Genomic DNA, 26118 nt, shown 5'->3' with positions numbered 1-26118 from the left:
TATTATAGCAAGTATACCAATTTACTTATAGAAAAGAAGCTTGTTCTGACACAATCATCCAGCTATCCGGGAAAATCAGTATGCGCATAGCCCTCCTGTTATCTCCAAATCTTCCTTTACCCGCTCTATACCGGTTGTTGCTGTCGCACGATCTGCATATGATCCAAAAAAAAGCCTGACTTCCCTTCGAAAAAGGAAATCAGGCTCTGAATAGCGGTAGTTTGGGATAGCAGCTATTGGTTCATGCTGCTTGTTTTTGGCTGAATCTATTACTTACTGCGCTTGCGGGCTGCAGTGACCCACGCACCGATAGCGGCGATCAGAGCTACAATCGCTACAACCAGAGTCGCTGTCTGCATGCCAGTGTTGGCCGGAGCCGAAGCTGCTGCAGCAGTCGTCGTTCCTGCTGCCGGTGTATCCGTAGATGCTGCTGCGTTATCAGCAGCAGTCCCTTTATCCGTACCGGTTGTACCAGTGCCTGCTGTACCTGCCGTATCATGTCCATGATCCGTTGTTGCTGCTGCACCATTGGCACCTGCTGCGCTGACCACCGTTATGGAATGAGGCGTATCACTGCCTTCATCTCCGGTCCACTCCACGATGCTGCCGTCACTGTAATATTGGTAGGCATCCCAGTTCAGTTCGCTGTCCTTGGCTGGATTTTCTCCTACAAAGACAAACTGCTGGAATTGCCCAGCTTCTATACCGCCGCTTTCCGCTTCCCACGTAACAGCAGTCACTTCACCGGCATCGTTTTTCTCGGTTGTCGTTTTCCAGCCCGGAACCGGCTGATATTGTTTGAAAGCAAGATTTTCCGGTACTTTCAGGGTTACCTTGGTTGTTGGAATTTCTTTTTCCGAAGGTACCTTGATCGTGTACGTCTCCCACGCACCAGTCATGGATTCAGCGGGTTTGACGGTAACGTGCGCACTGGCTACGCCTGCGAACGTTACGAATCCGGCCAGCACAGCAGCCGAAGTAAGTGTAATCATACGAGTGAATATCGATTTGGATTTCATAAATGAATAAGCCCCTTTGTCTAAGTGATATACATTCTATTGCACAATAGGTTCTGCCGAGCCTTACTATGTCTTAGCCTACTTTGATCGTAAACTGCACATCCATGCTATCCAGTTTTTTGGTCAGAATATGCATATCGATCTGCCAGCGTCCGTTCATGCTGATCATGGATTTCTTCTGATAGACACCATTTTGTTCATCCGCGCTGTTCATTGTGAATTCGGCGGGTGCCATAGCCATATCCATATGCGTCATGGTCACCTCGATTTGTTCTACATCCACCGGTTGTCCTTTGGCATCCTTGACTGTCACGATAAAGTCATTGCTGCCCATCTCCAGCGGCGTTACTTTGAGACTCACATCGTACCCTTCCACCTGCAGGGTCTGAGCGGTAATCTGTTCCGGCTTGACCTTGACCAGCGATCCACCCATAGGTGACAGATGCACCAGAATCGCTGCCAGCACCAGAATAACGAATCCGGTCAATACTTCCCAGATCAGATCCTTGCCCAGCTCCTCTTCCTGCTTGCGGCCTTTGACATAATTCATGCCGGCAAAAGCTGCCATGATCAGGAAAAGGAGAATTTTACCCAGCAGTGTCAATCCATAAGCTGTGGTGAACATTGAATTCAGCTCCGGCAAATAAATCAGGCTGCCATAAATGCCGGTGACCAGCAGCGCAGCGACCGATACGATCGCCCACCAGGAGAATCGGCGCACGATGCTCCAGTATACGCTGCGGCGTTCCTCTCCTTGATACAGTCCTGCAATTTTCGGCAGGAACAAAGCCAGCGCCAGCAGCGCGCCACTCCAGATCAGAGCCGACAGCAGATGGATAAAATCAGCTGCAACTGCGATGCCTGCATAGGGCTCTGCATACGCATGACCATCAAATGCTTTGGCCAGCAATGCTGCGATCAGCAGTACAAATGCTGCCAGACCTGTCACTTTGCGAGCCGATGCGGATAATTTGCGCAGCTGCATGATCAGCAGACCTGCAATTCCGAGCAATGTGAAAATCATCTGCAGCAGCCATACTTTACCGAATACGGTGCCCTGCAGAGTCGTCATCACTTCAGCACCGGTACCAGATAAAGGTATATCCGCATCCCAGGCAATCCGCAGCGGCAGCTGGATCAGCAGCGCCGCCAGAGCAATTACACTGCCTGCGATCACAAACCAGCGATAACGGCCGCTCATCATCCAGCCTGTATTCTCTCCGGTGCGCAGACGCTGCGGCAGCAGGAACAGGGTCAGACAGAGTGCCCCGAGCAGCATCGCCTGTCCGGCATACTGCAGCCAGCGCATCACGACGAGCATTGGATTAACCGGTTTGTCGCTGATACGGATATCCGTATCGTTTACATTTTTGCCGGCACCATCACCGACCTGGAACACGATTCCGCCTTGTACCGGATGTCCGTCACCAGAGACGGCTTTCCAGGAAATATTGTAAATGTCTCCGGCCAGCTTCATCGGTACATTGGCTTTGAGTACGGTGCCGTCCTTTTCGTCAATCTGCGCCTCGATCGGCTGGATAACCTTGCCGGACGAGTCCATCAATTTGATGCTGTAATAAGCGCGCTGAATATCTTCATTAAAACGAATCTTGATCTGCTGTGGTGATTGCTCCAGCACCTCATTTTGTGACGGTGAGGATTCCACAACCGCCGAATGCGCCATACTTTGCTGCGGGAACACTACGCACATCAAGAGTACCAGTAGCGCAAGCAGACTATGCAGCATCGCTTTGCCTTTTTGGCCGGTAGGCTTATTGGATAATGCAGCCTCAGGCCGGGAAACGCTTTCCTTGCAGTGATAATGACCAACAGCCGATGGTACGTGTCCGGCTGACGGCATGTTCTGTAGTTCATTGGATCGTATACTTCTGTTACTCAATCCTTCACCTGCTTTCCGAACGGGCATGGGACCCCAAGTCCATTGCACCTTTCTCATCATAACGGAACATCCTTCGGGGGAAAATGACTACATAGGGCTATATAAACGTTATTCACCGGTTCAAATTTGAATGAATTATGGACGTGGGCGCTGATCCGAAGCCAATCCCTGTTCCAGCGCATACCTGGTCAGCTGCACACGGTTTTCCAATTGCAGTTTTTGCAAAATATTTTTGAGATGGTTTTTGACGGTCTGCTCGGAGATGACCAGCTCGGTCGCAATCTCCCGATTGGTCATGCCGGAAGATACCCACTGCAGAATCTCGCGTTCCCGCCGGGTCAGCGTGTCTGCAGCCGGATCGCTCTGCGCTTTGCCAAAGGGAAACTCCTGCAAAATCCGGTGTGCTATTTCCTGGCTCATGCCTTCCCGGTCGGAAGCCACGCTGCGCAGGTATTCCAGCCAGGTCGAAGGCGGCAGACTTTTGAGCAGATACCCCTGTGCCCCCTGCTTGATCGCTTCGAACAGATGAGCTGCATCATCCGATACAGTCATCATAATAATTTTTACATACGGAAATCTCAGCTTGATCAGCCGCGTTGTCTCCAGTCCATCCATTCCTTTCATGGAAATATCCATCAGAATCAGATCCGGCATCCATTTCTCTGTGAATTCCAGCGCTTCCTGTCCGCTGGCTGCTGTGCCAATCACTTCAAACATCGGCTCTTCCGATAAAATAACACGGGTAGCTTCCCGCGCATGGGCATGATCGTCTACGATCAGTACACGTACTCTATCCATGTCTGCTTCCTCCTGTCAGTATAAACCGGGTCCATCCTTCTTCCCGCCGAAGCGCAAAGGTCCATCCTCTCAGCTCCGCCCGCTCCGCTGTAATGCGCAGTCCGAATGTACCCGGATCGTTCAAAGCACGCTCGTCATAACCTTTCCCATCATCCTGTACAGTCACCTGCCACTCCCCATCCTGCTCGCTGCCGGAAATCGTCACATGCCGCGCGCCGGCATGCTTGTGAATATTCAGCAGTGCTTCGCGAATGCAGGCGAGCAGCTCAGCCTGCTCGTCCGGACGCAGCAGTCCCTCGTCCAACTGCCAATCCAGTTCGGCTTTGACTCCTGCCAGCGGAATCATCTCGCCAATCCGGTATTCCAGCGAAGTCGCACCGATATCTTCCTGACGCGGCGAATATTTGAGATTGGCGATCGATTGCCGTACATCATGATTGGCTTCACTGACCGTACGGCTGATATCGTTCAGCATCTTCTGTACTTCCGGATCATCGAATCGGCGGCGCGCCTGATCCAGCTTGACGCCGAGCAGGAATAATGACTGGGCTACTCCGTCATGCAGCTCTCCAGCCAGCAGCTGTCTTTCCTGCAGCTTGCCTTTGGCCATTCGTTCCTGGTCCAGCGCAGACTGCGTATGCTCCATCATCGTAAACATCCGGCGCAGCAGAGTCACACTGACAATATATACAATGACCGGCGACAGCCAATTGCCTGCTTCCATGGACAGATAAGGCATCAGCAGCTGATGCCTTACATACTCCCATAACCCAATAGTAACAGTCGGTAAAAACAAGATTGTCCACTTCATCCATCGGTAAGACATATCATTCTCCTTTATCCAGCTTCATCATATACATAAATCGACAGGCTGATTTGGTCATTCCAGTATATCCTGCTATATCTACTGTTGTATTATCCCATGACTGAACCGTGTATAACCTGTGAACAGTTGAATATTTTCCAAAAAAATTTAGATAAATGGTTTGCAATTCACCTGTTGAATGCTTACAATGAGATTGTAGATGTGATAATGATTATCATTCCTGATCGGTTGATAATTCACTGATAATTCCTGAATAAGGAAATCTTATTACTGCAATGTACACGACGTGCCTCATTATATAAGCGCTGCTATCCCTGCGGCTTCAAAGGAGACGGAATCTGGATGAACGCAATGACACAAAAAACTTCACTACAAATCGACGATTATCTCGATCTTCTCAATCTGGCTGTTCATGTGGGTGACCACAAATGGCAAAAAGAAATTATCCGCAAGCTGGAATATCTGAAAAAGTGCTCTGTTGCTTCCCGCAGTCGCTAGTGAACTGCTGCCTGCTGTACAGACCTATCCATATATGACAAAACCGACCCGGTAAAAGGAGTCGGTTTTTTTGTATGCTTTGTACCCTGTATATTCACGCTAATCACTGTCTGATCGCTGTTGTATCTCCAGAATACATTCAATATATGTACTACGCTTTATTCACTGGCCGCCTATACACTGCTTCGTATCTTGGGTTCAGCTTTTAGTGCTGCAGTTCTGCTGACAGATGCAGACCCAGTTGATACTGCTTAGGGGTGATGCCGTATTTTTTGCGAAACAATCCGATAAAGTGAGAAATATTATCATACTGCAGGCTCATCGCGACCTCGGTCACCGTATGATGCCGGAGCAACCGGCAGGCTTCTTCCAGCTTGCGGTTGGTAATATATTCTCTGGGTGTCAGTCCGGTCAGTTTTTTGAACCGGCTGGTAAAATTCGTATGCGACATCCGGTAGTGACTCGCCAGATCTCGAATATGATGGATCGTGTCGATATGGTCATGGATATCGCGGATAGCCTGATGCACCGGATCACTGCGATCCAGTTGCAGTACCTGCTCCGCTCCCTGTATATGAAGCAGATGGTAGGTCAACTCCTGGGCAGCCAGATCGATCAAAAAGCGCCGATTCTCATCATGCAGACGGAGATGGCGCCGAATCCGCTGAATCGTATGCTGGAGATCACGGCTCTGATGATTCACTGCGCAGCGCAGCATTGTACGATTATCGATCGTAATAGACGTACCCAGCTCTTCCTCTACGACAGGATGCAGCCGGGCAATCAGCTGGTCACTCAGCTCAAATACCAGCGCACGCGTCGGTACCGGAATCTGAATTTCGATATGCGAATGCGCCGGCAGCAGCAGCATTTCGCTCCGGTCATGGGTAAAAAAATCTTCTGTCGTATGGGTACGTACATTTTTTTGCCCTTCCAGCACGGTACACAGCTTGGGCGACTCATAAGCGGCATAGTTTTCGTTATAATTTTCCGGCAGATCATAGTACAAAATACGCAGCAAATCCGTCTGATATCCATACTGAAGTTCATCATAACGGTCAAAGCCATGCAGTGCCTGTTCCATAGATTCTCCCTCTTTGAAAATACGTATATTTTACGGCAGCAATCGATATTTTTGTATCCGTTCTCGGACTACACTTAATAAAGTAAGTATAACTCAATTGCTTCTAACATCCAACAAGCGAGGTAGATCCGAATGGCAGGTAAAGCAAAATTTATGATGCCCGGTATGAGTCTGATGGGCGCCGGTTCCCTGCAGGATGCCGGCGAGGAAATTCGCAAGCTTCACTATCAAAAGGCATTGATCGTTACAGACCAACCGCTGGTCGATATCGGTATTGCCGGTACAGTAACCGGTATGCTGAAGCAGGTGGGCATTACCTCGGTGATTTACAGCGGCACACGCCCCAATCCGACGGTAGGCAATGTCAGCGAAGGATGGAAGGCTTATACCGATAACAGCTGTGACTGTATTATCTCTCTTGGCGGAGGATCTCCCCATGACTGTGCCAAAGGTATTGCCCTGCTCGCGACCAATGGCGGTACGATTGAAGATTACGAAGGCGTAGACCGTTCTGCACACCCGGCCGCCCCACTGATCGCTATTAATACAACCGCCGGCACCGCCAGTGAAATGACCAAGTTCTGCATCATTACCGATGAAGTTCGTCACGTCAAAATGGCTATCGTGGACAAACATACGACGCCGCTGATTGCGGTCAATGATCCTCAGTTGATGATGGCTATGCCCAAATCGCTGACTGCTGCTACCGGCATGGATGCATTGACCCACTCAATTGAAGCTTATGTATCCACCGATGCCACACCGATCACCGATGCCTGTGCGATCAAAGCGATAGAGCTGATTCGCGATTATCTGGTTCGTGCCGTGGATAACGGTCAGGACGAGGAAGCGCGCGAACAGATGGCTTATGCCGAGTTCCTTGCCGGTATGGCTTTTAATAATGCCGGTCTTGGCTATGTACATGCGATGGCCCATCAGCTGGGCGGATTCTACGATCTGCCTCACGGTGTATGCAATGCCATTCTACTGCCTCATGTGGAACGTTATAACATGCAGGCGGCTGCAGGACGTCTGGCAATCATCGCTCGTACACTTGGCGAGCTAGTCGACGAGTCACGGCCCGAAGAAGGCGCGGAACTCGCGATCCAGGCAATTGAGAAGCTTGCCAAGCGAGTCGGTATTCCTGCCGGCCTGCAGGGACTTGGCGTCAAATCGGAAGACTTTGATACGCTGGCGGCCAACGCGATGAAGGATGCCTGCGGCGTCACCAATCCGATTCAGCCTTCCAAGGAAGACGTTATCCGCATGTTTGCGAGTGCGATGTAAGGCCAATGATTCTCTCATTTATCCTCATTTTTTGGATCTGCAGAGAATCGCCAGGTTCTCCTATCCCATTTCATATCTTTGCAGTATCCAAAAAGCCCGGTGAGTATATCACCGGGCTTCTTTTTATATGATTTATAGCAGAGCTTCAATATCTTCTTCAAGATCGTATGGATCGGTTGTAGGCTCAAAGCGTTTGACGACTTCACCGCTGCGGTCGATCAGGAACTTGGTGAAATTCCATTTGATCGAATCACCCGGCATATATTCCGGATGACGCTCATGCAGCAGAGGCAGCAGGATTCTGGCTACCGAGTGCGTCATATCAAAGCCTTCGAACGGCTTGGCATCGGCCAGATACGTAAACAAAGGATGCGCATTCTGATCACGTACATCCACCTTTTGGAACATCGGGAACGTAACGCCATAATTCAGCATACAGAAAGCCTGTATCCGTTCGTTATCGCCTGGTTCCTGATCAGCAAACTGGTTGGAAGGAAAGCCGAGTACAATAAATCCTCTGTCTTTGTAACGATCATACAGCTTTTGTAGATCTTCAAACTGAAAAGTAAATCCGCATTGACTTGCTGTGTTGACGACCAGAATAACCTGATCCCGATATTCCTCCAAAGATACTTCCTTACCAGCCATGTTTTTTGCCGCAAATTGATATACGCTCATAATTAGTTTTACGTTCTCCTTTGATTACAATAATTTAGTAGCCTATTATATTGTAACCAATGTAAAACCATTTTGAAACTATAGTCCTAAATTATTTTTATTGAATAAAGGTATTTAGGACTATATAAGCAATTATTTTGTCGAATAAGGAACGGATTTACAGGAATATGAACCATGAGCACCGAGAATATTACTCCTGTATTTCTATATGGCAGTTCTTCTGGGTCTATATCTGTTATTCCTGGTCTTCAGCATGCTTATCCATAGAAGTTCCCATAAAAGGCTTGTTCACATAATAGTACATCATCGACATAAAGACCGACCCGCCGATCAGGTTGCCGATCGTTACCGGAATCAGATTATGGATAACACCGGCAAAATTAATGGTCGATGGATGATCGACGACCAGTGCAATCGCAAAGGTACACATATTTGCAATACTATGCTCATATCCCGAGATAAAGAAGCAGAATACAAATAGCATCATACAGAACAGTTTGGCTACTTCATTTTTGAGTCCCATCGGGATAAAGAAAGCCAGACAGACAAGCCAGTTACACAAAATCGCCCTGAAAAACAGCTGAGAAGTAGGTGCCTGCATTTTATGCTCTACTACATTGAGCAAAAAGGCATTGACCGAGTGGTCCGAATAGAGTCCCGTCAGGAAGATCAGCAAGGCAAAAGCACAAGCGCCCATAATATTGCCGATATAACTGGTCACCCACATCTTCACGACCTGCAACCAGCGCAGCTTGCGGATCAGCGCCGCGTAGGAATAATAGAACGTATCCCCTGTAAACAGATCCCCTCCGCCCAGCGAGATCAGAATAATCGCCGCACCAAAGGTAAGTGCTGCCATCGGGTAGGCGGCAGGTGATTCCACCGCATAAAAGAAATTGCCCGTCTTAAAGGCGACAATAACCCCGAATCCGATAAACATACTTGCCAGCATAGAGCGCGACAGGTAGCGGAGTCTGCTCTGTCTGAAGATCATATCCTTTTCCAGTGCCAGCTTCTCCACCTGTTTTAACGATTGTAGTTCCATTCATTCACCATCCTAGTATGAATTTGATTTGATTGACTCCCTGCTTTCCAGGTTGCATCGATGGCTGTTCCTGATTGTTCTACAATACCATATCCGTATAACCATAGGATTATGCAGATCGATTTCATTATAGAATTATCTACACGCAAATGCCCTGTTCTAACCCGATCCTTTTTGCCTACTTCTCAATAGACCATTAGACATAGGAATTAGTTCCTATTCTTCGACAAATTATGACTAAAGTCACTCAAGCTATTAACTTACTGAAACAATCTGCCGAAAAGATATTATAAGCAAAAGCAGTCACAAATTGGACACATCATTTTTCTGTAACCAACGATTATGGTGTTTTAACACCTAATCTTGATGATATATAGATGTTATCAGTAATTAATTCATCTCAACGTCGGTTTGTTTATGAAAAAAGTAACATATTTAAGCTCATTTTAATGAACATTTTGTGAAAGTGTGTTAATGTAAATTTACAATCAAAATTACGAGGTGACCGAAAATGACAAACCATAACAAAGTACAGCAACTCCGTGAATTGCTGCCCCAAGAACACCAAGGAATCACACGCTACGTTGAGCATGCTCTGCAATCGATCGATGATCTGGTAGAAAAACATCGCCAATACACTGCTTCTCTGGCAATCTACGGCGACCGTATCAATGGTAATGAAGAACGCGTATATCGCGATACCATTTCCGAAATCAAAGCACAACTGATCGAGACACTGGAAAGAACCGTTGAAGACTTCTCCCATCTGGGTGACAAGAACTGGAGCAAAAACTACAAAGACGGTATCAAGTAAGAATCGGATTTCCGGCTTGATACATCAATTATGGTATACACCGACATTCCATGAGATGATGATTAGATATAGCACCTGTAAACTCTATACCTGCACAACAAAAAACCGTGGCCCGGGAAGCCACGGTTTTTCTTTTGTCTTTTTTTAATAATAAGGTGCCATCATCAGATAGACAATAACTCCGGTAGAACTTACATACAGCCAGATCGGCATCGTCCAGCGGACGATTTTTTTGTGCTTGGCGATCTGCATCGTCCATCCCCATACCAGTGCGAACAGGGCCAGCGGCACAATAATTGCCGCCAGGAAGCTGTGTGTAATCAGAATAAAGAAGTATACGGTACGGATAAAGCCTTCTCCGCCGTATTTGGCTGTCTCCGGCGAGAGATAGTGAAATGTTAAATAAGTAACGAGGAACAGCAGTGTTGACGAGAAAGCTGCCAGAATAAATCCACGATGCAGCTTAATATTTTTTTTCAAAATCGAGATCAGTGCTGCGACGAGGAAAATAAATGTAAAGCTGTTAAAGATCGCATTCATCCGCGGCAGCATCGTAATATCAAAACCAACCGTTCCTTTGTAACCAATAGCCGGTGAGAAAAACAAAAGCAAAATGATGACGTTCGCAATTACAGATACGGTAATAATCAGACCTGTAAAATTCTTGTTGGTCGTTGGCTTGAGATTGCCGGTTTGTGTACCCTTGTCCATGTGTACTCTCCCATCCTTGCGATTCATACTGGGAATATCGAAATATCCTCATTATATTATATTTTAATAAACCGGATAAGGATAAGCAGATTGGTGACAACAGTTTGAACGTTTTGACAGGATATCGGTTTTTAGCTGTCCTTGCGCCAGATATCATGATATTCTTCATTGCGCTTGAACTGTGCCAGCGCATAGGAGCATGCCGGGACAATTGTCTTACCCTGTTCGCGGGCCACATCCACTACACGCTGTACGAGCTGCTGACCGACCTTTTGCCCCCGCAGTTCTTCCGATACAAAAGTATGATCGATAATGATCGACTTTTCGTCATAAGGGCCGAAGCCGATCTCCGCTTTGGGCTCTCCATCTACTTCCATTACGAATCCTTTATCATTTTCTATAATTTTTTGCATGCTTTTCGCTCCTTCCGAAATAGACAATATATCTTTTTTATCCCCGCTATTCTATATGACGAAACAGTCTGCTATCTTGCGATTGTCGCTAATTTGTCCATATTCTGCTTTTTGAAGCCTATATTCTAGAATATAAATTTATAAATTCTTTATATGTAAAATAAATACATTTAGTTCCAAGTACCTATTACCAGATTTTTACTGGTGTCGAAATATATATTGAGTCTTAAGTTAACTAACGGAGGTAACCTTTATGAAATGGTTTCATAATTTAAAAACATCGGCCAAGATCATATCTTCATTTATTTTGATCGTGCTGATCTTGATTGCTTTTGGCGTATATAGTCTTCATAACCTGGAGCAAAGTAGTGAAAGAACAAGTCAGATCTCCGGCAACAATCTAGTCTCTGTACAAAATCTACTCGGCGTACAAATCTACTACCAGCGTCTGAGAGTCGCTGTCCGTGATCTGAATACTACAACCGACCCTGACAAACAACAAACCTACCTGGACAAAATCACCCAGTTCAAAGCCGGAATTGATGCCAATATCAAAACTTATACTCCACTCGCTTCCACGCCTGTCGAACAGCAGGGACTTCAGCAATTCAATGCCGCTTATGCCAAATATATCGAGCTGTACAATCAAGCCATCCGCCTGGCGCAGGTACCCGGTGCTGCAGGAACAGCCGCTTTTATCGAGTTCAAGGACAATACGCTTAAACAAGCCGGCGATGAGCTGGGAACCATCCTCGATGGACTGATCGATTACAATGCCAAGCTGGCGCAGCAAGCCAGTGCAGATGCAGGCAGCGATTATCAAAAAGCCCGTACACTGACAATGATTATTCTGGCATTTGCTGTTATTTTCAGTTTGCTGCTGGGTTACTGGATCGCTCATATGATCTCGAATCCACTCAAAAAGCTATCCGCACTGATTTCCCAGTTTGCTGCAGGTGACCTGAGCAGCAAATCCGATATAGATACCCGCGATGAAGTTGGTCAACTGTCCGCTTCTGTAAATACAATGGCAGACAATCTGCGCGACCTGATTGCCCGGATCTCGCTGTCTTCCCAGAGTGTAGCCGCTGCTTCCCAGGAAATCTCCGCTACGACCGAGGAAATTGCGCATACCAGCAGCACCCAGGCAGAAGCTTCTGCTTCTATTACCGAATTATTCAAGGAACTGTCTGCCGCCATCGATTCTGTCGCTCGCAGTGCTACCGAGACAGCAGAGCTGTCCAATCACACTCTGGATATGGCTCATCAAGGCGGACAAGTCGTTAACCAGTCGATGATCAGTATGCAAAACATGAACACATCTATCCAGCGTCTGGAAGAAGATTCCCAGCGGATCGGCGAAATTATCAGTGTGATCGACGATATTTCCAATCAGACCAATCTGCTCGCACTGAACGCTGCAATCGAAGCAGCACGTGCCGGAGAACAGGGCAAAGGCTTTGCAGTAGTTGCCGATGAAGTGCGCAAGCTGGCCGAGCGCAGTATGGATGCTACAAAGCAGATCTCCAGCATTATCAAGATCATGCAAAAAAACACCCAGGACAGTGTAGCTTCGGTACGACAAAGTGTAGAGCAATCGACACAGACCGGCGATTCGTTCCAGAAAATCATTCATATGGTGAACGATTCTGCTATTCGCGTCAATGATATTGCAGCTGCCTGCGAACAGGAGTCCGCTCAGGCCAATGAAGTCATGTTCTCTGTTGAATCGATTGCTGCCGCAAGCGAAGAATCTGCTGCCGCTGCTCAGGAAACGGCTGCTTCTTCTCAATCCCTGGCCAAGCTGGCTGAAGATCTGAACGATTCCGTATCTATTTTCAAAGTATAAAATCATCGGATATTGGCAGACCTCTCTGCAGTCCGGTCTACCGCATAACAACCAAAAGCCTGTTCGTTCTCGTTATTTCGATCTACTCAGAAATAACAGGGACGAACAGGCTTTTTTTATTGATGGAGATTGATCGATCTATTGATTGATGAGCAGCTCTATTTGTTAACCAGCAACAAGATCAGCACAGTCAGCCTTCCTGACCACCCTGATATAGGGTCTCGTCCTGCGGAATCTCTCCCTGCCTGCGTTTCTCTTCTGCCAGCAGTTCTGCCGCATCATCCAGCGGCTTGTAGCCAATCTCCTGCTCCAGATAACCAATATCATAATAATTGTCCGTATTGGCTGATGTTCCATACAGATTCATATAGGTACGACTGTCATCCGCTTCGATACAGCAGCGCATCAGCTGTACCATATCCCGTTCCGATATCCAGATGTGCGCAGCGCGCTGGGAATGAGGACGGTCGTCACCAGGAAAATTACCTATTCGGACATTAAACGAAGACAACTGGTGCTGATCGGCATACAATCTTCCCAGCAGCTCGATATAACATTTGCTGAGTCCATAAATGCTATCCGGACGATACGGATCATTCACATCCACCTCTTCGCCGACTTTATAAAATCCGGTCGCATGATTAGAACTGGCGAAGATCAGGCGACGTACTCCTTTTTTGCGTGCGGCCTCGTACAAATGGTAGGCGCCGGTTACATTTACCGGCAGCGCTACACCGAGAAAGTCGTCATTATCCTTTTTCCAGCCAATATGGAGAATAGTATCCACGTTCTGCAGCATTTCTTTAATACGTACAGGATCAGTAATATCCAGCTGTTGGATTCCTTCTTCCTGGTTCTCTTCCACATCGGTTGCGATCACATCATACTCGTCCTTCAATCCCTGGTAAAGTGCACTGCCTATACGGCCACCTGCTCCCGTGATGAGTAGTTTGCGCTTCATAGTAACCCTCCCTGGTCAAGTTGTTGGAGATGATACGCACATTCCTTGAGTATACGGTCCACTTCCTGCAGACGAATCGGCTTGCTGATAAAGTCCTGCATACCTGCATTCAGACACATTTGACGATCTTCATTACGGGCAAATGCAGTAGTCGCTACAATGACCGGCTGCTCATGCTGCCGCAAACGATTGCGAATTTCATCGGTTGCTTCGATACCATCCATCTCCGGCATCTGGATATCCATGAATATCAGATCATACGGATGTGTCAGTGCAGCCACTACCGCTTCCCGGCCATTATAGGCGATATCTGTCTGGTAACCGAGTTTGCGAAGCATTTCCTGCATCAGCTTTTGATTAACAGGATGATCCTCAGCGACCAGAATACGCAGCGGACCGTATTTGCCCGCGGTACTTGCATAGACTGGCTGCTCGACAGCTACTGTGTCATCAGACTCCGTAACGTACTCTTCGTCGATATACTGCAGTGGTAGCACAAAACGGAAAGTCGCGCCCATGCCTTCTTCACTGTCTACGCTAATCGTACCGCCCATCAGTTCAATCAGCTTTTTGCATATAGCCAGTCCCAGACCAGTTCCTCCGTATTTGCGGTTAATCGCCGGATGCAGCTGGGAAAAGGATTGGAACAGCAGACTCTGCTTGTCGCTGGAGATCCCAATACCGGTATCGCTGACTTCGAACTCCAGTACACATTCGTTGGCACGTCGTTCCAGCTCGCGCACCGACAGATTTACACTGCCTTTATCGGTGAACTTGATCGCATTACTGATCAGATTCACCAGTACCTGGCGCATACGGGAAGCATCGCTGATAATCGTTGTTGGAATCCGTTCTTCGGTCTGGTAATTGAGCTCGATTTTTTTCTCGGCAGCGCGGGCAGAGAATAGATCGAATACGCTATCCAGTAATACATTCAGCTGAATCGGTTCATGATCCAGTACCATTCGTCCTGCTTCGATTCGGCTAAAATCGAGAATTTCATTGAGAATATGCAGCAGAGAATCACTACTGTCACGAATAATATCAATATAGCTTCGTTGTTCTTCATCCAGCGGTGTATCCGCGAGCAGTCCGGTCATTCCGATAATACCATTCATCGGTGTGCGAATCTCGTGACTCATAATAGCCAGGAATTCCGACTTGGCCCGATCGGCCCGTTCTGCCAATTCCTTGGCGCGGATAATCTGCTTTTCATTGGTAATATCGTTAAAAACAACTACAGCTCCCTTACGCTGTCCGCGATCCCAGATCGGTGTAATCCGGTAGGAGACGAGTACACTGGAACCATCTTTGCGCAGGAAGATCGCTTCCTGTTCTTCATAAGAGGTTCCTTCACGCAGTGCCTGGTCGATCGGATTGTCTTCCGGTGTGTAAGTCGTACCATCTGCATGGGTCAGCTGGAACATATCCAGCAAAAGCTGACCAGCCAGCTCGCGTGTGCTAAAACCAAGCATCCGGGTCGCTGCCGGATTGATAAAGGTTGTTCGCCCTTCATTATCCAGTCCAAAAATACCTTCGGAGACAGAATTGAGGATCAACGTATATTCGTTGCCCAGCTTCTCGATCTGCTCTACATGACGCTTCATTTCCGTAATATCTGTAGCGATTCCGTACACACCTACGATTTGCTTGTCGACTACAATCGGCAGATTCACTACACTGATGCGGCGGTATTCTCCACCTTTGACTACCACCTGGGATTCATAGGACTGCGGCTTGCCTCGCAGCGCCTGTTCAAAATGCTCCGCTGTATCATAGATACTTTCCGGCGCTATGAAGCATTCAAAAGATCTGCCGATCAATTCATCTTCCGAACGCCCCATAAGCACTTCCATCTGGGCATTGATCGTCGTATACCGGCCCTGGGTATCAAAGGAAAACACACTTGCCGGATTATAATCAAACAACGATTTATACCGCTGTTCGCTTTCCTGTATCAATAAAGAAGCCTGGCGACGCTCGGTAATATCCCGTGCGATCGAGATCATTTCCTTAATTTGACCATCTTCATTCTGTATATAGCGTCCGGATGCTTCAAGCCATACATATCCACCCGATTTGTGCCGATGCCGATAAATAACCGGCTTGGGCTGTTCGCCTACCAGATGCAGACTCATGTATTGCTGTACGGCAGCAATATCTTCACGATGAATATAATTCAGACTATTGTTGCCCTCCAGCTCTTCCGGCTGATAACCAAGAATACTGTAACAGGCAGGAGAGCAATAGAGATAGGCAGCATCCTCTACAGAATGACGGGAAATAAAGTCCAACGACTGCTCGGAAATGAGGCGATACTGCCGTTCGCTCTGTTTCAGCCGTTCTTCCATTTCGATCCGATTTGTAATATCCTGGGTCATGCCGATAATCTGTACCGGCTGTGACAGATGATCTATCGTCACATTCCAGTGGGATTGCAGATAACGAATCACGCCGCAGGGAAGGATAATACGGAATATATCTTCTCCATTGCTGCCAGTCTGCATAGATTGCCGCAGCTTGGCCTGCAGCGACGGCAAATCCTCTGGATGTACGATATCCCGTACCTGCTCGATCGACACTTCCGTATCGGCAAACACATAGCTGAATAGCTCCTGGGTTTCTCTGCTTACCGTGACCCGATTTGTATACACATCCCAGTCCCACGATCCAATATGAGCAATCCGCTGTGCTTCGCGCAGACTATCTTCATACTTTTTGCGGTCATTCACATTACGTCCGATCCCGAGTACTTTGGTGATTTTACCTTCACTATCACGAACGACCTGGAATGAAATTTCAAACCACAAGTAATAACCCTTTTTGTGCTTCAGACGACGGGTCATCATGCCCTGATCCAAATATCTCTGACCACTGGCGATCATGCCCTGGGAATCATCGGCATGGTAATACTGCATCCGATTCTGACCGATCATCTCTTCCGGTGTATAGCCCAGCACATTATAAAAAGAATCCGATACATAACGCAGAATTCCATCCGGTGTACTATACGAAACCAGATCATTCGCATGCTCGGTAATCAGCCGGTAGATTTCCTTGTCTACGCCGGACAGATACGTATGGCGGCTAACCGGCTCGATTTCCTGAAATTGCGCAATATAATAAAGGGTTTGTCCCATAGTACCCCATACGGTAGACACTTCAACACCAATCTGCAGCATATGGCCGAGACGATGCTTATAATATCTGCGGGTGCAGTATGAATGACTTCGAGAGACAGCTGCTTCCGATGCAATCGTTGTGTATGGATAGGCGATCGGACTTGCCGGGTGAACAAGATCTTCTTCACGCAGTGTATACAGTTCGCTCTCTTCATAGCCCAGCAGTTGACAAAGCGCAGGGTTAACCTGCGTCCATGTGCCATTCTCAGGCTCAATCACTGCAATACCCATAGAGGCAGCATGAAAAATATGTTCGTAGATCATTCGGTCATGTCCTGATTGATTAATCACATTAGTCCCCTCCAATAACACCACTTGCTCGGATTCTTCTTTCTCTGTTTGATTTGCATACTTTATTTATTCGACTTGCAGAAATGTATTTGCTGTATTTGCTGATTTATATGTTTGAGATTATATACTGCAGATTACCCTTTTATTGGTTAACCGAATAGCGCTGCAGCGTCTTTCTTGCACGAAATACAGCGATCCCGAAAGATACGGGCAAATTTATTTTCCACTGGTCAAATAAAAGGGCAAATGAAAAAGACACCGGCGCTGCCATGTGTGCATCACCAGTGTCTTGCGTATGACCTCACTGCCGGACTGACATGCAGCCTGAGCAGAATAGGTTAGGCTTTAAATTCTTTGTTGCCTATTGATTGAGATTTGTTGTTGTCGTTGTACTTTTACTTTGACGCATAGCGCCAGAGATATTACGTACCTGATTCATTACTTTGTCACGAGCACCTTTGTTACGCATCAGATATACAGCACCCAGTCCAATTGTTGTCCACAGAGCTTTTCTTCCAGTCATGATGTTCTTCCTCCTTAGATGTTCAATTGTTTTGCTTTCTTCTTCGCGTTGTTGCTTAACTACAATTTACCCTTCCCGGTAGAAAGTAAACATTCTTTTAACAGGATATAAATCACCCCATTACAATTTTATTATTATTTTTAGAGTTAGTGGTCGTTCAAACGTTTAGACCTGAAATAAATAAAACTATTCTTTCTTAATTTATTGATCTTCTTTATTACAACCAGAAATAACAATCTATTATCAGCTTTCTGAGCTGCTATCAGAGTAGTCAACAGAGCAATCAACTTTGTCACTATCACAGGTTGTATAATACTCGGTATTATCATTATACGTACTACTAGAGTAATAATCGGAAGACGTTCCTGAATGACAATGGTTTGTAGAACGATTAGGTTTTTGCCCAAATATCTGCCTCGGAGCAGGTTCCAATTGATTTAAGGTATACTTTACAATCCTAGCAGTTGTTAGCGGTCTAGAAAGTATTGAGGATGTATTTCTGTAACTATGCAGAATCGAATGAGTTGATATAAATTCCTCGGCTGTCCCAAGGATAATACTTGCTTGTAGTATCTTCTCCAAAAATTCCGAATCATTTCGATTAGCGTATCCACCATGTATCATAAAATGACGCCATTGTGCGACAGTTCTAGTAAGGGCTCCAGTTTGTTTGTATCGGAGTATAGAGTGACCGAGCATCATAGATAAATGTATTAGTAATAATAACAGTGATAATTCATTGAATCCTAACAGCACAACACTACAAAGGCTAGCCATGAATACGTACACAGCAAGCGAAAAATGCTTGTCTGATAATAAAAGAGCTATTAGCGCCTGAAAGATTATCCATATTGTTACCATTTTCGTGAATAGATTAGGTATTACGTGTATATTTGTCATCCAGAATAGTAAGCTGACTAAGATAAAAGTACTTAGGATAACTGCAGCACGGACGAAATTTGAGGGATTCATGTATAAGAGAAACTGATGCTTAAAACCTAGCCTTTTCGTCCATTTTCGCCATTTTTTCAAACTATTCTTTTTCCAACGGATCGATTGTTTATTGTGTTGTTCTGAAGCAATTGAATCGGGTCCAAACAGAGAATCCAGTACAAAACGTTGACCTTCATTTTCTTTAAATAACCATTTTAAAAGATAACGCTCATCTGCTCGAAATACACTATTATCTTTAGTTGTCTTGTCCATGCATAAAGTATATCCCGGATTCAACGGATAACGACGATAAGCAGGAGAAGCATACATGCGATTGATATGTATCAACCCACGCTGATACATGGAGAATAAACTGGCAACAAGATGAATCCAATGTCTATCTTCGTGATGCCACCAAAGACTAATTGTCAATAAATCCATTCGAGCCAACTGAGTATAGGCGCTATTTTTCTGGTTGGAAGTACGATAGTACAAAACAAGCCAAACTCCTATATAAAGTATTCCACAAAGCAATATAGCTCCAAGTATAAGCAGCAATATTATCACTATATCACCGACCTGCAGACATCCACTCTCCGATATGCAGTTAATCCTGCTTTCCCAGTTCCATATTCCAGTGCCTGTCATAATGTATGTATATAGTTCTTTTGTATTTAAATAATCGCTGCCAAGTAGATGCACATATACAGGAGCATGTTGTATTTTGTACACATAAGGTAGCTCTATTATCCATCCACTAATAGCAACGATTATTAATATAAATGTGCTAATTATCGTGAATCTTTTCAACAAATTATTCACTTCCCTATTTATAAAGTCAGATCCCAGTTTACTTATTATCTTATCGGAATCTACTCTATAAATGATGGTACTTTCTTAAAAATCAGAATCATATCAGCCGAGTATCTAAATAATCAGACAATCCCCGAATCCCCTCTCCTACTACCCGGTTATGATTCCAGATAAAAAAAGGTCTCAGCCATGGCTCGCACAGATTCATCCAGAACTTGCGCGTCTGGGCTTCCCAATAATAATGCAGCCTTGTACAGTTGCCCACCTGCTCCAAACGAAAGACCCCATACCCTTTCAGATCACCGGAAGCCTGCATCCGGATCAGGTAGGGTGCCTGCTTCTCGATCACATGAAAGTGAAAAGACAGACTGTACCACAGTTTGGTCTTCATATTCATCAGATACTTGTCTCCAATACCGGCAGGATGATCATGATCGTCCAACTTGTCAAAAGACACACCCTGCCAGCAGTTAATCTGCTCAAAATGGCTGATCAGATGCCATACATCCGATATGTCTGCCTCCAGCAGCCAGCTGTCTGTAAACTGGTACTTCCCCATCGTTAACCCTCCATGAATTCGTTCAATGCCGGGAATTAGCGGTATATTGTAGTTTCATGATGAGCGTTCGTAACTTCCGCATTTAACTGTCTGGCTAAGCCATATACACCTTCATCCATCACCTTATCGTGACTCCATATATACACCGGACGCATTGCCCGGTTGGCAGTTCTCAGCAGGCGATGGTGGATACGTACTTTCCATTCGCACCGGAGCATAGTTGATTGTCCATCATCCGTTTTACTCATAAAGCAGGTACCGATACCCGACAGCGGCCCTTCTACTTCCAAGGTAAACTGATCGGGTTTTTGTTTATCTGTGACTTTGAGCAGAATAGAAAGCCGAAACAACATTTTTGTCTTAAAGGTACAACGAAAAACATCGCCGATTCCTTCCGGCCCGCTGCCCTGTTCCACCTTTTCGAAGTTTACATTATCCCAAAAGTCGATATTCTCGATATGATCAGCCAGCTCCCATAACTGCTCACGGGGTGTGCCAATCGTCCAGCTGCTGACAAACAGATAATGGTGTTTCATATCAAATCATGTCCAGTGGTACTTTGTGCGACGGTGCAGCAAAAGCTCCATTTAGCAGATCCAGCTGCTCGGACGTCAGCTCGATCGCTGCAGCCGTTGCGTTGCTCTCGGCATGTTCACGGCTGGATGCCTTGGGAATCGCCATCACGTTACCGCTACGAATACACCAGGCCAGCATAATCTGAAAAGGATGTGCTCCCTGCTGTTCAGCAACGTCCTGTAATGCCTGATGAGACAGCAGTTCCCGTCGCAATGTGCCTGCCTGGGCCAGCGGCGAATAGGCCATAATTGGCATCTGGTGCTCTTCCTGCCAAGGCAGTAAATCCAGTTCAATCCCGCGCGAACCGAGATGATACAATACCTGATTGGTTGCGCAATTTTTGCCATCCGGCAGACTGAGTAGTGCATTCATATCCTCTACATCCAGATTCGATACACCCCAGCGGCGGATTTTGCCCTGCTGAACCAGCTTTTCCATGCCTTCCACTGTATCATGTAAAGGAATCTGACCGCGCCAATGCAGCAAATACAGATCCAGATGATCGGTTCCCAGACGCTTCAGGCTGTTCTCGCAGCTGTTGATCAGCCGTTCACCGCCTGCATTATGCGGATATACCTTGGATACGAGGAATACGTCATCCCGTCGTCCCTGAATGGCTTCGCCGACCAGTGACTCGGATCGTCCTTCGCCATACATTTCTGCCGTATCGATCACGTTCATTCCCAGCTCCAATCCATATTGAAGCGCCTGGATCTCCTCTGCTTTGCGAGCAGAATCATCTCCCATATTCCACGTCCCCTGCCCGATAGCAGGCAGCTGCGTTCCATCTTTTAATGTAATATAGCGTGTATTATTCATCGGTGGAAGCTCCTCTCGAATTGGCTGTTTATTATGCGTATTGCAAGCTGTCTATTAGAAATATTGCAATTTGAATAATGGATAACAATATGGCGGATTATGGTACATACAGCCGATATTCCCTCCCTACCCATTAACCGATATAGACTGGTGAAGAACCGCCAATCATACTGAATCTGTTGATATTGCAGCTGAATAACAAAAAGACAGATATCTCTGCATAGAGCATCTGTCCTTGGGTCGGGTTATAGGCAGCAATATCCACTGTTTATAATTGTGAATAAGCAGCAGTATTCGTACTCTATCGGCTAATCACTGGAGCTACTACTGGAGCTGCTGGAACTATCCGAGGAATCTGAACTACTGCTGGACGAATCGCTAGAGCTATCATTGCTCGATGAGTCGCTTGAACTATCGCTGCTATAGTAGTCACTGTCACCGCTTGCCGGGTCACTGGCATCATAATAATCACTGCTGTAATAGTCGTCATAGTAGTATGCGACACAATCTTCTCCATCCTCGGAATGCACGACTTCATATCGTCCTCGCCAACGTGCAACTACAGGATATAAATCAAAAATAGCCGCTTCTGCCTCTACCATTTGCCATGCATGCATTAGAAAAGTATGATTTTCTTCATGCTCATCAGTCTGCCATTCGATCCATTCCTGATGCCTGTCCATAAAAACTTCACCACATTGAAGTACGATACTCGCCTGAATTAAGTATTCCAGCCGCTGCGGATCATCAACATATTGATATTTCCCACGCATTAGATGTCTTTTAAACCAGCGAACTTGTGAATAGCGTAGCTGTTTGCGGCTAAAAGGCAATACATATACGGGCAGCAAACAGCAGAATATGGCAATGATTATCAATAATACATTCGGATTTTGAACAATACCATATATGATACAAACAGCGCACATACAGCCCGCATAGATCAACAAAGCATTCCTAGACCAATCTGTCACATATAAAAATATCAATAACCATCCGAAACCAACTACAATTATAGGTGATACAAGCCAAATCTCTTCAAGTTCGCCGAGAAACAGCAAGATACAAATCATCGTAATGGTCAAGCCGCCAAGCAGAACGAACAGTTTTCGAATCCACATTTTTTCCTGCAGCTTCTTCAAATTCCATGTGTTCTGCAACACTTCTTTCCATTCCGCCAGATCTTCATTCAATTGCCATAACCGCTCCCGATAAAATTGAAGTCGCTCTATATCCTCTGTCTCATTTGGCAAAGGACCGGCAATGGTATTAAGACGGAATTGGTATCCCTCTTTATGCTGAAATAACCAGTCTACCAAATATTGCTCATCTTCACTTAGCTCTGTGTACTCGAATTGCTCGGTCAGTGTAAAGCGAAGCTTACGAACATCTGTCCAATGCTTGGGATGCAGTGATATTGTAATAAGCCCTTTATTATACAGAGACAGCAATCCAGCAAAGATGGCATTACGATATACTTTGCCGCGATTATAGATCAGGTTAAGCTCTAAAATATTATATTTCTCATAACTTTGCGGATAGATAAGCCCGTACACATAATAACATCCCTTAATAGCCCATATGCATAGGCAGACAAACAAACTGAAGATACTCAGACAGACCGCAATCATCGTGACCCAAACGGATAGCTCCATGAACACATTCCTTCCTTTCTTCAATCGACCTATTTTATGTATTTTTTGGTTGATCCTATATTTAGTTTATCGGTACCAATTTTCTGATATTGGATGCATCTCAAGATTTTTTCTATAAATAATTCCTGTTAAAGAGAAATACATCATAGTGCAGATCATCTAACCTGTGTTATTTTACACACATCTAAAATGATAATCATTCTCAATAAGGAGATGAAATTGTGTATCTCTGTTCAGCCCTACAATTAACTTCTATACCATCCGGTCACTCGGTGCGTGTTCATTCTCTCGACGGTATCGATCTGCTGCTGCGCCGGCGGTTGATGGATCTGGGTATCCGTGAAGGTACGAAGATTTCGATTACCCGCCGGGGTCTCTGGGGTGGGCCGATTATTATCGAATACAAAGGACAATTTATTGGCATCCGTCAGCGCGAAGCCCGTCTGCTGGAGGTTGTTGGTTCATGAATACTATTGCCCTGTTCGGCAATCCCAATACCGGAAAAACTTCTCTGTTCAACAAACTGACTCGTTCGTATGCGAGTGTAGGCAATTGGGCTGGAGTAACGGTAGAGAAAAAGGTAGGTACCCTGCGTGACAAATCCGCGCTGCTGGTCGATCTACCTGGCGCTTACTCGCTGCATCCTCTCTCCCTGGACGAGGGAGTCACTTCCCAATTTCTGATTGATGAACCGCCTGCGAGTCTGATCAATATCGTGGATGCCTCGCAGCTGGAACGTAATCTGTACCTTACTGTGCAGCTGCTGGAATATGGCTGTCCCATGGTCATTGGCCTGAATATGATCGATGTAGCGCGCGGACGGGGAATATTTATCGATGAACAACGACTATCTGCAGAGCTAAAGGTTCCAGTTCTGCCGATTATTGCCCGCTCTGGACAGGGCACAGATGCTTTGCTACAGCAGTTGGTGGATCTTCCTTCCAAGGATAACAAGACAAAGCGTTCTTTCCGGCTGGATTATGGACTTATCGTTGAGGATACGCTGCTTACGCTCGCCGCAGCAATCCAGCCTACCCTGCCAGAACGTACACCGCAGTATGTACGCTGGGTAGCACTTCAACTCATAGAGGGCAATCCAGTGGTCGAGCAATATGCGTATTCCCTATTGTCTCCTGACTGGATTGGACAGCAGCTGGAATCATGTTGTACCCGATTGGCTGCAGATAGTGAGGATTCCACGCCAGCAGAATATCTGCGCCGAATCCGTACACAGTGGATCACTCATCTGTACAATCTGACAGCAGACCATAGTCGCGCCGGCAGCCGGACACTTACCGAGAAGGTCGATGCCGTACTCACTCATCCACTGTTCGGTATTCCCATCTTTCTATTCATGATGTTTGCTATTTTTAAATTGACCTTTGATTGGGCGGGTAATCTGCTGGCTGACCAAATCGATGCGCTGATAGCTGGTCCGGTTAGCAGCGGCGCTACTTCCCTGCTGCAGCTGCTCGGTGCTTCCACATTTACACAGGGATTGATCGTCGACGGAATGATTGCCGGTGTAGGCGGAGTGCTTGTATTCATGCCACAGATTGCGATCCTCTTCCTGATGATTTCGCTGGTCGAAGACTCGGGTTATATGGCACGGATTACCCTGCTGATGGACCGGATGATGGAATATGTCGGATTGAACGGCAAAGCCTTTATCCCGTTTATTATCGGATTTGGCTGCAATGTGCCTGCCGTAATGGCTGCCCGTACAATTGAGCAGCGGCGTGAGCGTCTGCTGACCATTCTACTCGTGCCGCTGATGTCCTGCTCTGCCCGGCTGCCCGTCTATACACTGTTTGCCGGTGTATTTTTCGCCCGTCATCAGGCTATTGTCGTTATGATTCTGTATGTACTTGGTATGGTCGTCGCGCTGGGACTGGCGAGACTTCTGTCGAACAGTCCATTGTTTGCCAGGGAAAAGTCGTTTTTTCTCGTAGAGCTGCCGCCTTATCGTGTTCCACAGCCGCTCTCGCTTTTCCGTAATACCTGGGAAAAAGTCAAAGGATTCCTGCACAAAGCAGGCACCATCATTCTCGCCGGCTCGGTGGCGATCTGGCTATTGTCGCATCTGGGTATGCAGGGCTATGGCGTAGATATGGATCATAGTTTTCTGGCAGCGATTGGCGGCGTATTCGCCCCTCTGCTGGACCCGATCGGATTCGGTACATGGCAAGCAGTTGCTGCACTGCTGACTGGATTTATGGCCAAGGAAGTCGTTGTCTCTACCATGAACATTATCTATCATGCACCTACGATAGAGGGACTTGGTGCACAGCTGAGCCATGCGTTCACAGCCTTGCAGGCCTTTAGTTTTATGGTATTTGTGCTGCTGTATACACCCTGCCTCGCTACTGTCAGCGTTATTCGCAAAGAAACACAATCCTGGAAATGGGCCGGTTTCTCGATCCTGTATGCTGTACTGATCGCTTATATACTGGCTTTACTGATTTACCAGCTGGGCCGGTTGCTCGGATATACATGATACTTTTTGCCAGCAGTAATGTTCGCATGTCTATTCAAAAGGAAAAGAGGTTTTGTATATGATCAATTGGATTCTGCTGCCGGTTATCCTGCTGTATACAGGCTGGATGTTTTACCGATTCTGGCAAAAAAGCAAACAGGGCGCCTGTACAAGCTGTCCTGCAGCACGAACATGCGCAGGCTGCTGCACAACCGAGACACCTGCGATAACCAAACCTGAATTAAGCAGTATCAAGCAAGCCGTCGAATAAGCTGCATGCTGCTATTCTTCTATTAGCTGGATAATGTACTAATCAGCCTGTACCCATAGATCCGAATATCCGATAACCAAATAAAACAGGCGGTAGATCATCGTATATCATGATCTGCCGCCTGTTTTTGTATATTG

The 26118-nt window shown here is 46.3% G+C and carries 24 protein-coding genes; 7 read left to right on the top strand and 17 right to left on the bottom strand.

Translation table 11 applies throughout. The features are described 5' to 3' along the window. Positions 1-269: 269 nt before the first annotated feature. From AR543_RS04390 to AR543_RS04375, 4 genes are all read right to left on the bottom strand, one after another. Positions 270-1019, bottom strand: a complete 750-nt coding sequence (locus AR543_RS04390; RefSeq protein ID WP_060532148.1) for a YcnI family copper-binding membrane protein — start codon at positions 1017-1019, stop codon at positions 270-272. A 73-nt stretch (positions 1020-1092) separates the two neighbouring features. Further along, a complete protein-coding gene (locus tag AR543_RS04385; protein WP_158523927.1) occupies positions 1093-2919 on the bottom strand; it encodes a copper resistance CopC/CopD family protein in 1827 nt (608 codons plus the stop codon). Positions 2920-3054: 135 nt separating this feature from the next. Next, a complete protein-coding gene (locus AR543_RS04380) occupies positions 3055-3717 on the bottom strand; it encodes a response regulator (RefSeq protein ID WP_060532144.1) in 663 nt (220 codons plus the stop codon). Then, on the bottom strand, positions 3710-4543 hold the full coding sequence (locus tag AR543_RS04375; protein ID WP_060532142.1) for a sensor histidine kinase: 834 nt from the start codon (positions 4541-4543) through the stop codon (positions 3710-3712). The genes AR543_RS04380 and AR543_RS04375 overlap by 8 nt, the downstream gene beginning before the upstream one ends. Before the next feature lie 342 nt (positions 4544-4885). Here AR543_RS04375 and AR543_RS24500 point away from each other — a divergent pair, with 342 nt between their 5' ends. Further along, positions 4886-5041, top strand: coding sequence for a hypothetical protein (locus AR543_RS24500; RefSeq protein ID WP_169725592.1), 156 nt, complete (start codon positions 4886-4888; stop codon positions 5039-5041). A gap of 205 nt (positions 5042-5246) precedes the next feature. On the opposite strand, the gene AR543_RS04370 is transcribed toward AR543_RS24500, so the two are convergent. Continuing rightward, entirely contained in the window at positions 5247-6125 is an 879-nt protein-coding gene (locus tag AR543_RS04370; RefSeq protein WP_060532140.1) for a helix-turn-helix transcriptional regulator, read from the bottom strand. A gap of 132 nt (positions 6126-6257) precedes the next feature. On the opposite strand from AR543_RS04370, the gene AR543_RS04365 reads away from it, so the two are divergent. Then, on the top strand, positions 6258-7412 hold the full coding sequence (locus AR543_RS04365) for an iron-containing alcohol dehydrogenase (RefSeq protein WP_060532138.1): 1155 nt from the start codon (positions 6258-6260) through the stop codon (positions 7410-7412). Positions 7413-7544: 132 nt separating this feature from the next. On the opposite strand, the gene AR543_RS04360 is transcribed toward AR543_RS04365, so the two are convergent. Continuing rightward, positions 7545-8090, bottom strand: a complete 546-nt coding sequence (locus AR543_RS04360; protein WP_060532136.1) for a glutathione peroxidase — start codon at positions 8088-8090, stop codon at positions 7545-7547. Between the two features lie 235 nt (positions 8091-8325). Further along, the gene (locus AR543_RS04355) at positions 8326-9135 is read right to left on the bottom strand and encodes a formate/nitrite transporter family protein (RefSeq protein WP_060532134.1); all 810 of its coding nucleotides are present in this window, start codon (positions 9133-9135) and stop codon (positions 8326-8328) included. 511 nt (positions 9136-9646) lie between these two features. Between AR543_RS04355 and AR543_RS04350 the strand changes: the two genes are divergently transcribed. Then, on the top strand, positions 9647-9949 hold the full coding sequence (locus AR543_RS04350; RefSeq protein WP_060532132.1) for a hypothetical protein: 303 nt from the start codon (positions 9647-9649) through the stop codon (positions 9947-9949). Between the two features lie 144 nt (positions 9950-10093). Here AR543_RS04350 and AR543_RS04345 read toward each other — a convergent pair whose 3' ends face one another. Continuing rightward, a complete protein-coding gene (locus tag AR543_RS04345; RefSeq protein WP_060532130.1) occupies positions 10094-10660 on the bottom strand; it encodes a DUF420 domain-containing protein in 567 nt (188 codons plus the stop codon). Positions 10661-10791: 131 nt separating this feature from the next. After that, positions 10792-11073: a GNAT family N-acetyltransferase gene (locus tag AR543_RS04340; RefSeq protein ID WP_060532128.1), complete on the bottom strand. Its 282-nt coding sequence runs from the start codon at positions 11071-11073 to the stop codon at positions 10792-10794. 253 nt (positions 11074-11326) lie between these two features. Here AR543_RS04340 and AR543_RS04335 point away from each other — a divergent pair, with 253 nt between their 5' ends. Then, a complete protein-coding gene (locus AR543_RS04335; protein ID WP_060532125.1) occupies positions 11327-12922 on the top strand; it encodes a methyl-accepting chemotaxis protein in 1596 nt (531 codons plus the stop codon). A gap of 190 nt (positions 12923-13112) precedes the next feature. On the opposite strand, the gene AR543_RS04330 is transcribed toward AR543_RS04335, so the two are convergent. From AR543_RS04330 to AR543_RS04300, 8 genes are all read right to left on the bottom strand, one after another. Then, complete coding sequence (locus AR543_RS04330; RefSeq protein ID WP_060532123.1) at positions 13113-13883, bottom strand: NAD-dependent epimerase/dehydratase family protein; 771 nt, start codon at positions 13881-13883, stop codon at positions 13113-13115. Continuing rightward, a complete protein-coding gene (locus AR543_RS04325; RefSeq protein WP_060532121.1) occupies positions 13880-17356 on the bottom strand; it encodes a PAS domain S-box protein in 3477 nt (1158 codons plus the stop codon). The genes AR543_RS04330 and AR543_RS04325 overlap by 4 nt, the downstream gene beginning before the upstream one ends. Positions 17357-17717: 361 nt before the next feature. Continuing rightward, positions 17718-17879 carry a hypothetical protein gene (locus AR543_RS24495; protein WP_169725591.1) on the bottom strand — a complete coding sequence of 54 codons (162 nt, stop codon included), beginning with the start codon at positions 17877-17879 and terminating at the stop codon, positions 17718-17720. Positions 17880-18122: 243 nt separating this feature from the next. Then, positions 18123-19634: a DUF2207 domain-containing protein gene (locus AR543_RS04320; RefSeq protein ID WP_158523926.1), complete on the bottom strand. Its 1512-nt coding sequence runs from the start codon at positions 19632-19634 to the stop codon at positions 18123-18125. Between the two features lie 88 nt (positions 19635-19722). Continuing rightward, positions 19723-20184 carry an SRPBCC family protein gene (locus AR543_RS04315; RefSeq protein ID WP_060532116.1) on the bottom strand — a complete coding sequence of 154 codons (462 nt, stop codon included), beginning with the start codon at positions 20182-20184 and terminating at the stop codon, positions 19723-19725. Positions 20185-20219: 35 nt separating this feature from the next. Then, positions 20220-20720: an SRPBCC family protein gene (locus AR543_RS04310; protein WP_060532114.1), complete on the bottom strand. Its 501-nt coding sequence runs from the start codon at positions 20718-20720 to the stop codon at positions 20220-20222. 1 nt (position 20721) lies between these two features. Continuing rightward, a complete protein-coding gene (locus tag AR543_RS04305; protein WP_060532112.1) occupies positions 20722-21579 on the bottom strand; it encodes an aldo/keto reductase in 858 nt (285 codons plus the stop codon). A 308-nt stretch (positions 21580-21887) separates the two neighbouring features. Next, on the bottom strand, positions 21888-23234 hold the full coding sequence (locus tag AR543_RS04300) for a DUF2207 family protein (RefSeq protein ID WP_060532110.1): 1347 nt from the start codon (positions 23232-23234) through the stop codon (positions 21888-21890). Between the two features lie 221 nt (positions 23235-23455). Here AR543_RS04300 and AR543_RS04295 point away from each other — a divergent pair, with 221 nt between their 5' ends. Genes AR543_RS04295 through AR543_RS04285 form a run of 3 tightly spaced genes read left to right on the top strand, consistent with a single transcriptional unit; the run spans position 23456 to position 25981 of the window. Further along, positions 23456-23701: a FeoA family protein gene (locus AR543_RS04295; protein WP_064505555.1), complete on the top strand. Its 246-nt coding sequence runs from the start codon at positions 23456-23458 to the stop codon at positions 23699-23701. Continuing rightward, complete coding sequence (gene feoB, locus AR543_RS04290) at positions 23698-25731, top strand: ferrous iron transport protein B (protein WP_060532108.1); 2034 nt, start codon at positions 23698-23700, stop codon at positions 25729-25731. The genes AR543_RS04295 and feoB overlap by 4 nt, the downstream gene beginning before the upstream one ends. A gap of 58 nt (positions 25732-25789) precedes the next feature. Continuing rightward, the gene (locus AR543_RS04285) at positions 25790-25981 is read left to right on the top strand and encodes a FeoB-associated Cys-rich membrane protein (protein ID WP_060532106.1); all 192 of its coding nucleotides are present in this window, start codon (positions 25790-25792) and stop codon (positions 25979-25981) included. Positions 25982-26118 lie beyond the last annotated feature (137 nt).

Source organism: Paenibacillus bovis, from assembly GCF_001421015.2.
Taxonomy (GTDB): Bacteria; Bacillota; Bacilli; order Paenibacillales; family Paenibacillaceae; genus Saccharibacillus; species Saccharibacillus bovis.
Note: the sequence above shows the minus strand (reverse complement) of the source record. Positions and strands in the feature narration are given on the sequence as shown.

What these genes read in the sequence shown, in the direction of transcription:
- AR543_RS04350 (WP_060532132.1), top strand. Translation starts at nt 9,647, where the DNA reads ATGACAAACCATAACAAAGTACAGCAACTCCGTGAATTGCTGCCCCAA.
- AR543_RS04370 (WP_060532140.1), bottom strand. Translation starts at nt 6,125, where the DNA reads ATGGAACAGGCACTGCATGGCTTTGACCGTTATGATGAACTTCAGTAT.
- AR543_RS04375 (WP_060532142.1), bottom strand. Translation starts at nt 4,543, where the DNA reads ATGTCTTACCGATGGATGAAGTGGACAATCTTGTTTTTACCGACTGTT.
- AR543_RS04285 (WP_060532106.1), top strand. Translation starts at nt 25,790, where the DNA reads ATGATCAATTGGATTCTGCTGCCGGTTATCCTGCTGTATACAGGCTGG.
- AR543_RS04345 (WP_060532130.1), bottom strand. Translation starts at nt 10,660, where the DNA reads ATGGACAAGGGTACACAAACCGGCAATCTCAAGCCAACGACCAACAAG.
- AR543_RS04355 (WP_060532134.1), bottom strand. Translation starts at nt 9,135, where the DNA reads ATGGAACTACAATCGTTAAAACAGGTGGAGAAGCTGGCACTGGAAAAG.
- AR543_RS04310 (WP_060532114.1), bottom strand. Translation starts at nt 20,720, where the DNA reads ATGAAACACCATTATCTGTTTGTCAGCAGCTGGACGATTGGCACACCC.
- AR543_RS04305 (WP_060532112.1), bottom strand. Translation starts at nt 21,579, where the DNA reads ATGAATAATACACGCTATATTACATTAAAAGATGGAACGCAGCTGCCT.
- AR543_RS04340 (WP_060532128.1), bottom strand. Translation starts at nt 11,073, where the DNA reads ATGCAAAAAATTATAGAAAATGATAAAGGATTCGTAATGGAAGTAGAT.
- AR543_RS04315 (WP_060532116.1), bottom strand. Translation starts at nt 20,184, where the DNA reads ATGGGGAAGTACCAGTTTACAGACAGCTGGCTGCTGGAGGCAGACATA.
- AR543_RS04365 (WP_060532138.1), top strand. Translation starts at nt 6,258, where the DNA reads ATGGCAGGTAAAGCAAAATTTATGATGCCCGGTATGAGTCTGATGGGC.
- AR543_RS04300 (WP_060532110.1), bottom strand. Translation starts at nt 23,234, where the DNA reads ATGGAGCTATCCGTTTGGGTCACGATGATTGCGGTCTGTCTGAGTATC.
- AR543_RS24495 (WP_169725591.1), bottom strand. Translation starts at nt 17,879, where the DNA reads ATGACTGGAAGAAAAGCTCTGTGGACAACAATTGGACTGGGTGCTGTA.
- AR543_RS04390 (WP_060532148.1), bottom strand. Translation starts at nt 1,019, where the DNA reads ATGAAATCCAAATCGATATTCACTCGTATGATTACACTTACTTCGGCT.
- AR543_RS04380 (WP_060532144.1), bottom strand. Translation starts at nt 3,717, where the DNA reads ATGGATAGAGTACGTGTACTGATCGTAGACGATCATGCCCATGCGCGG.
- AR543_RS04360 (WP_060532136.1), bottom strand. Translation starts at nt 8,090, where the DNA reads ATGAGCGTATATCAATTTGCGGCAAAAAACATGGCTGGTAAGGAAGTA.
- AR543_RS24500 (WP_169725592.1), top strand. Translation starts at nt 4,886, where the DNA reads ATGAACGCAATGACACAAAAAACTTCACTACAAATCGACGATTATCTC.
- AR543_RS04330 (WP_060532123.1), bottom strand. Translation starts at nt 13,883, where the DNA reads ATGAAGCGCAAACTACTCATCACGGGAGCAGGTGGCCGTATAGGCAGT.
- AR543_RS04335 (WP_060532125.1), top strand. Translation starts at nt 11,327, where the DNA reads ATGAAATGGTTTCATAATTTAAAAACATCGGCCAAGATCATATCTTCA.
- feoB (WP_060532108.1), top strand. Translation starts at nt 23,698, where the DNA reads ATGAATACTATTGCCCTGTTCGGCAATCCCAATACCGGAAAAACTTCT.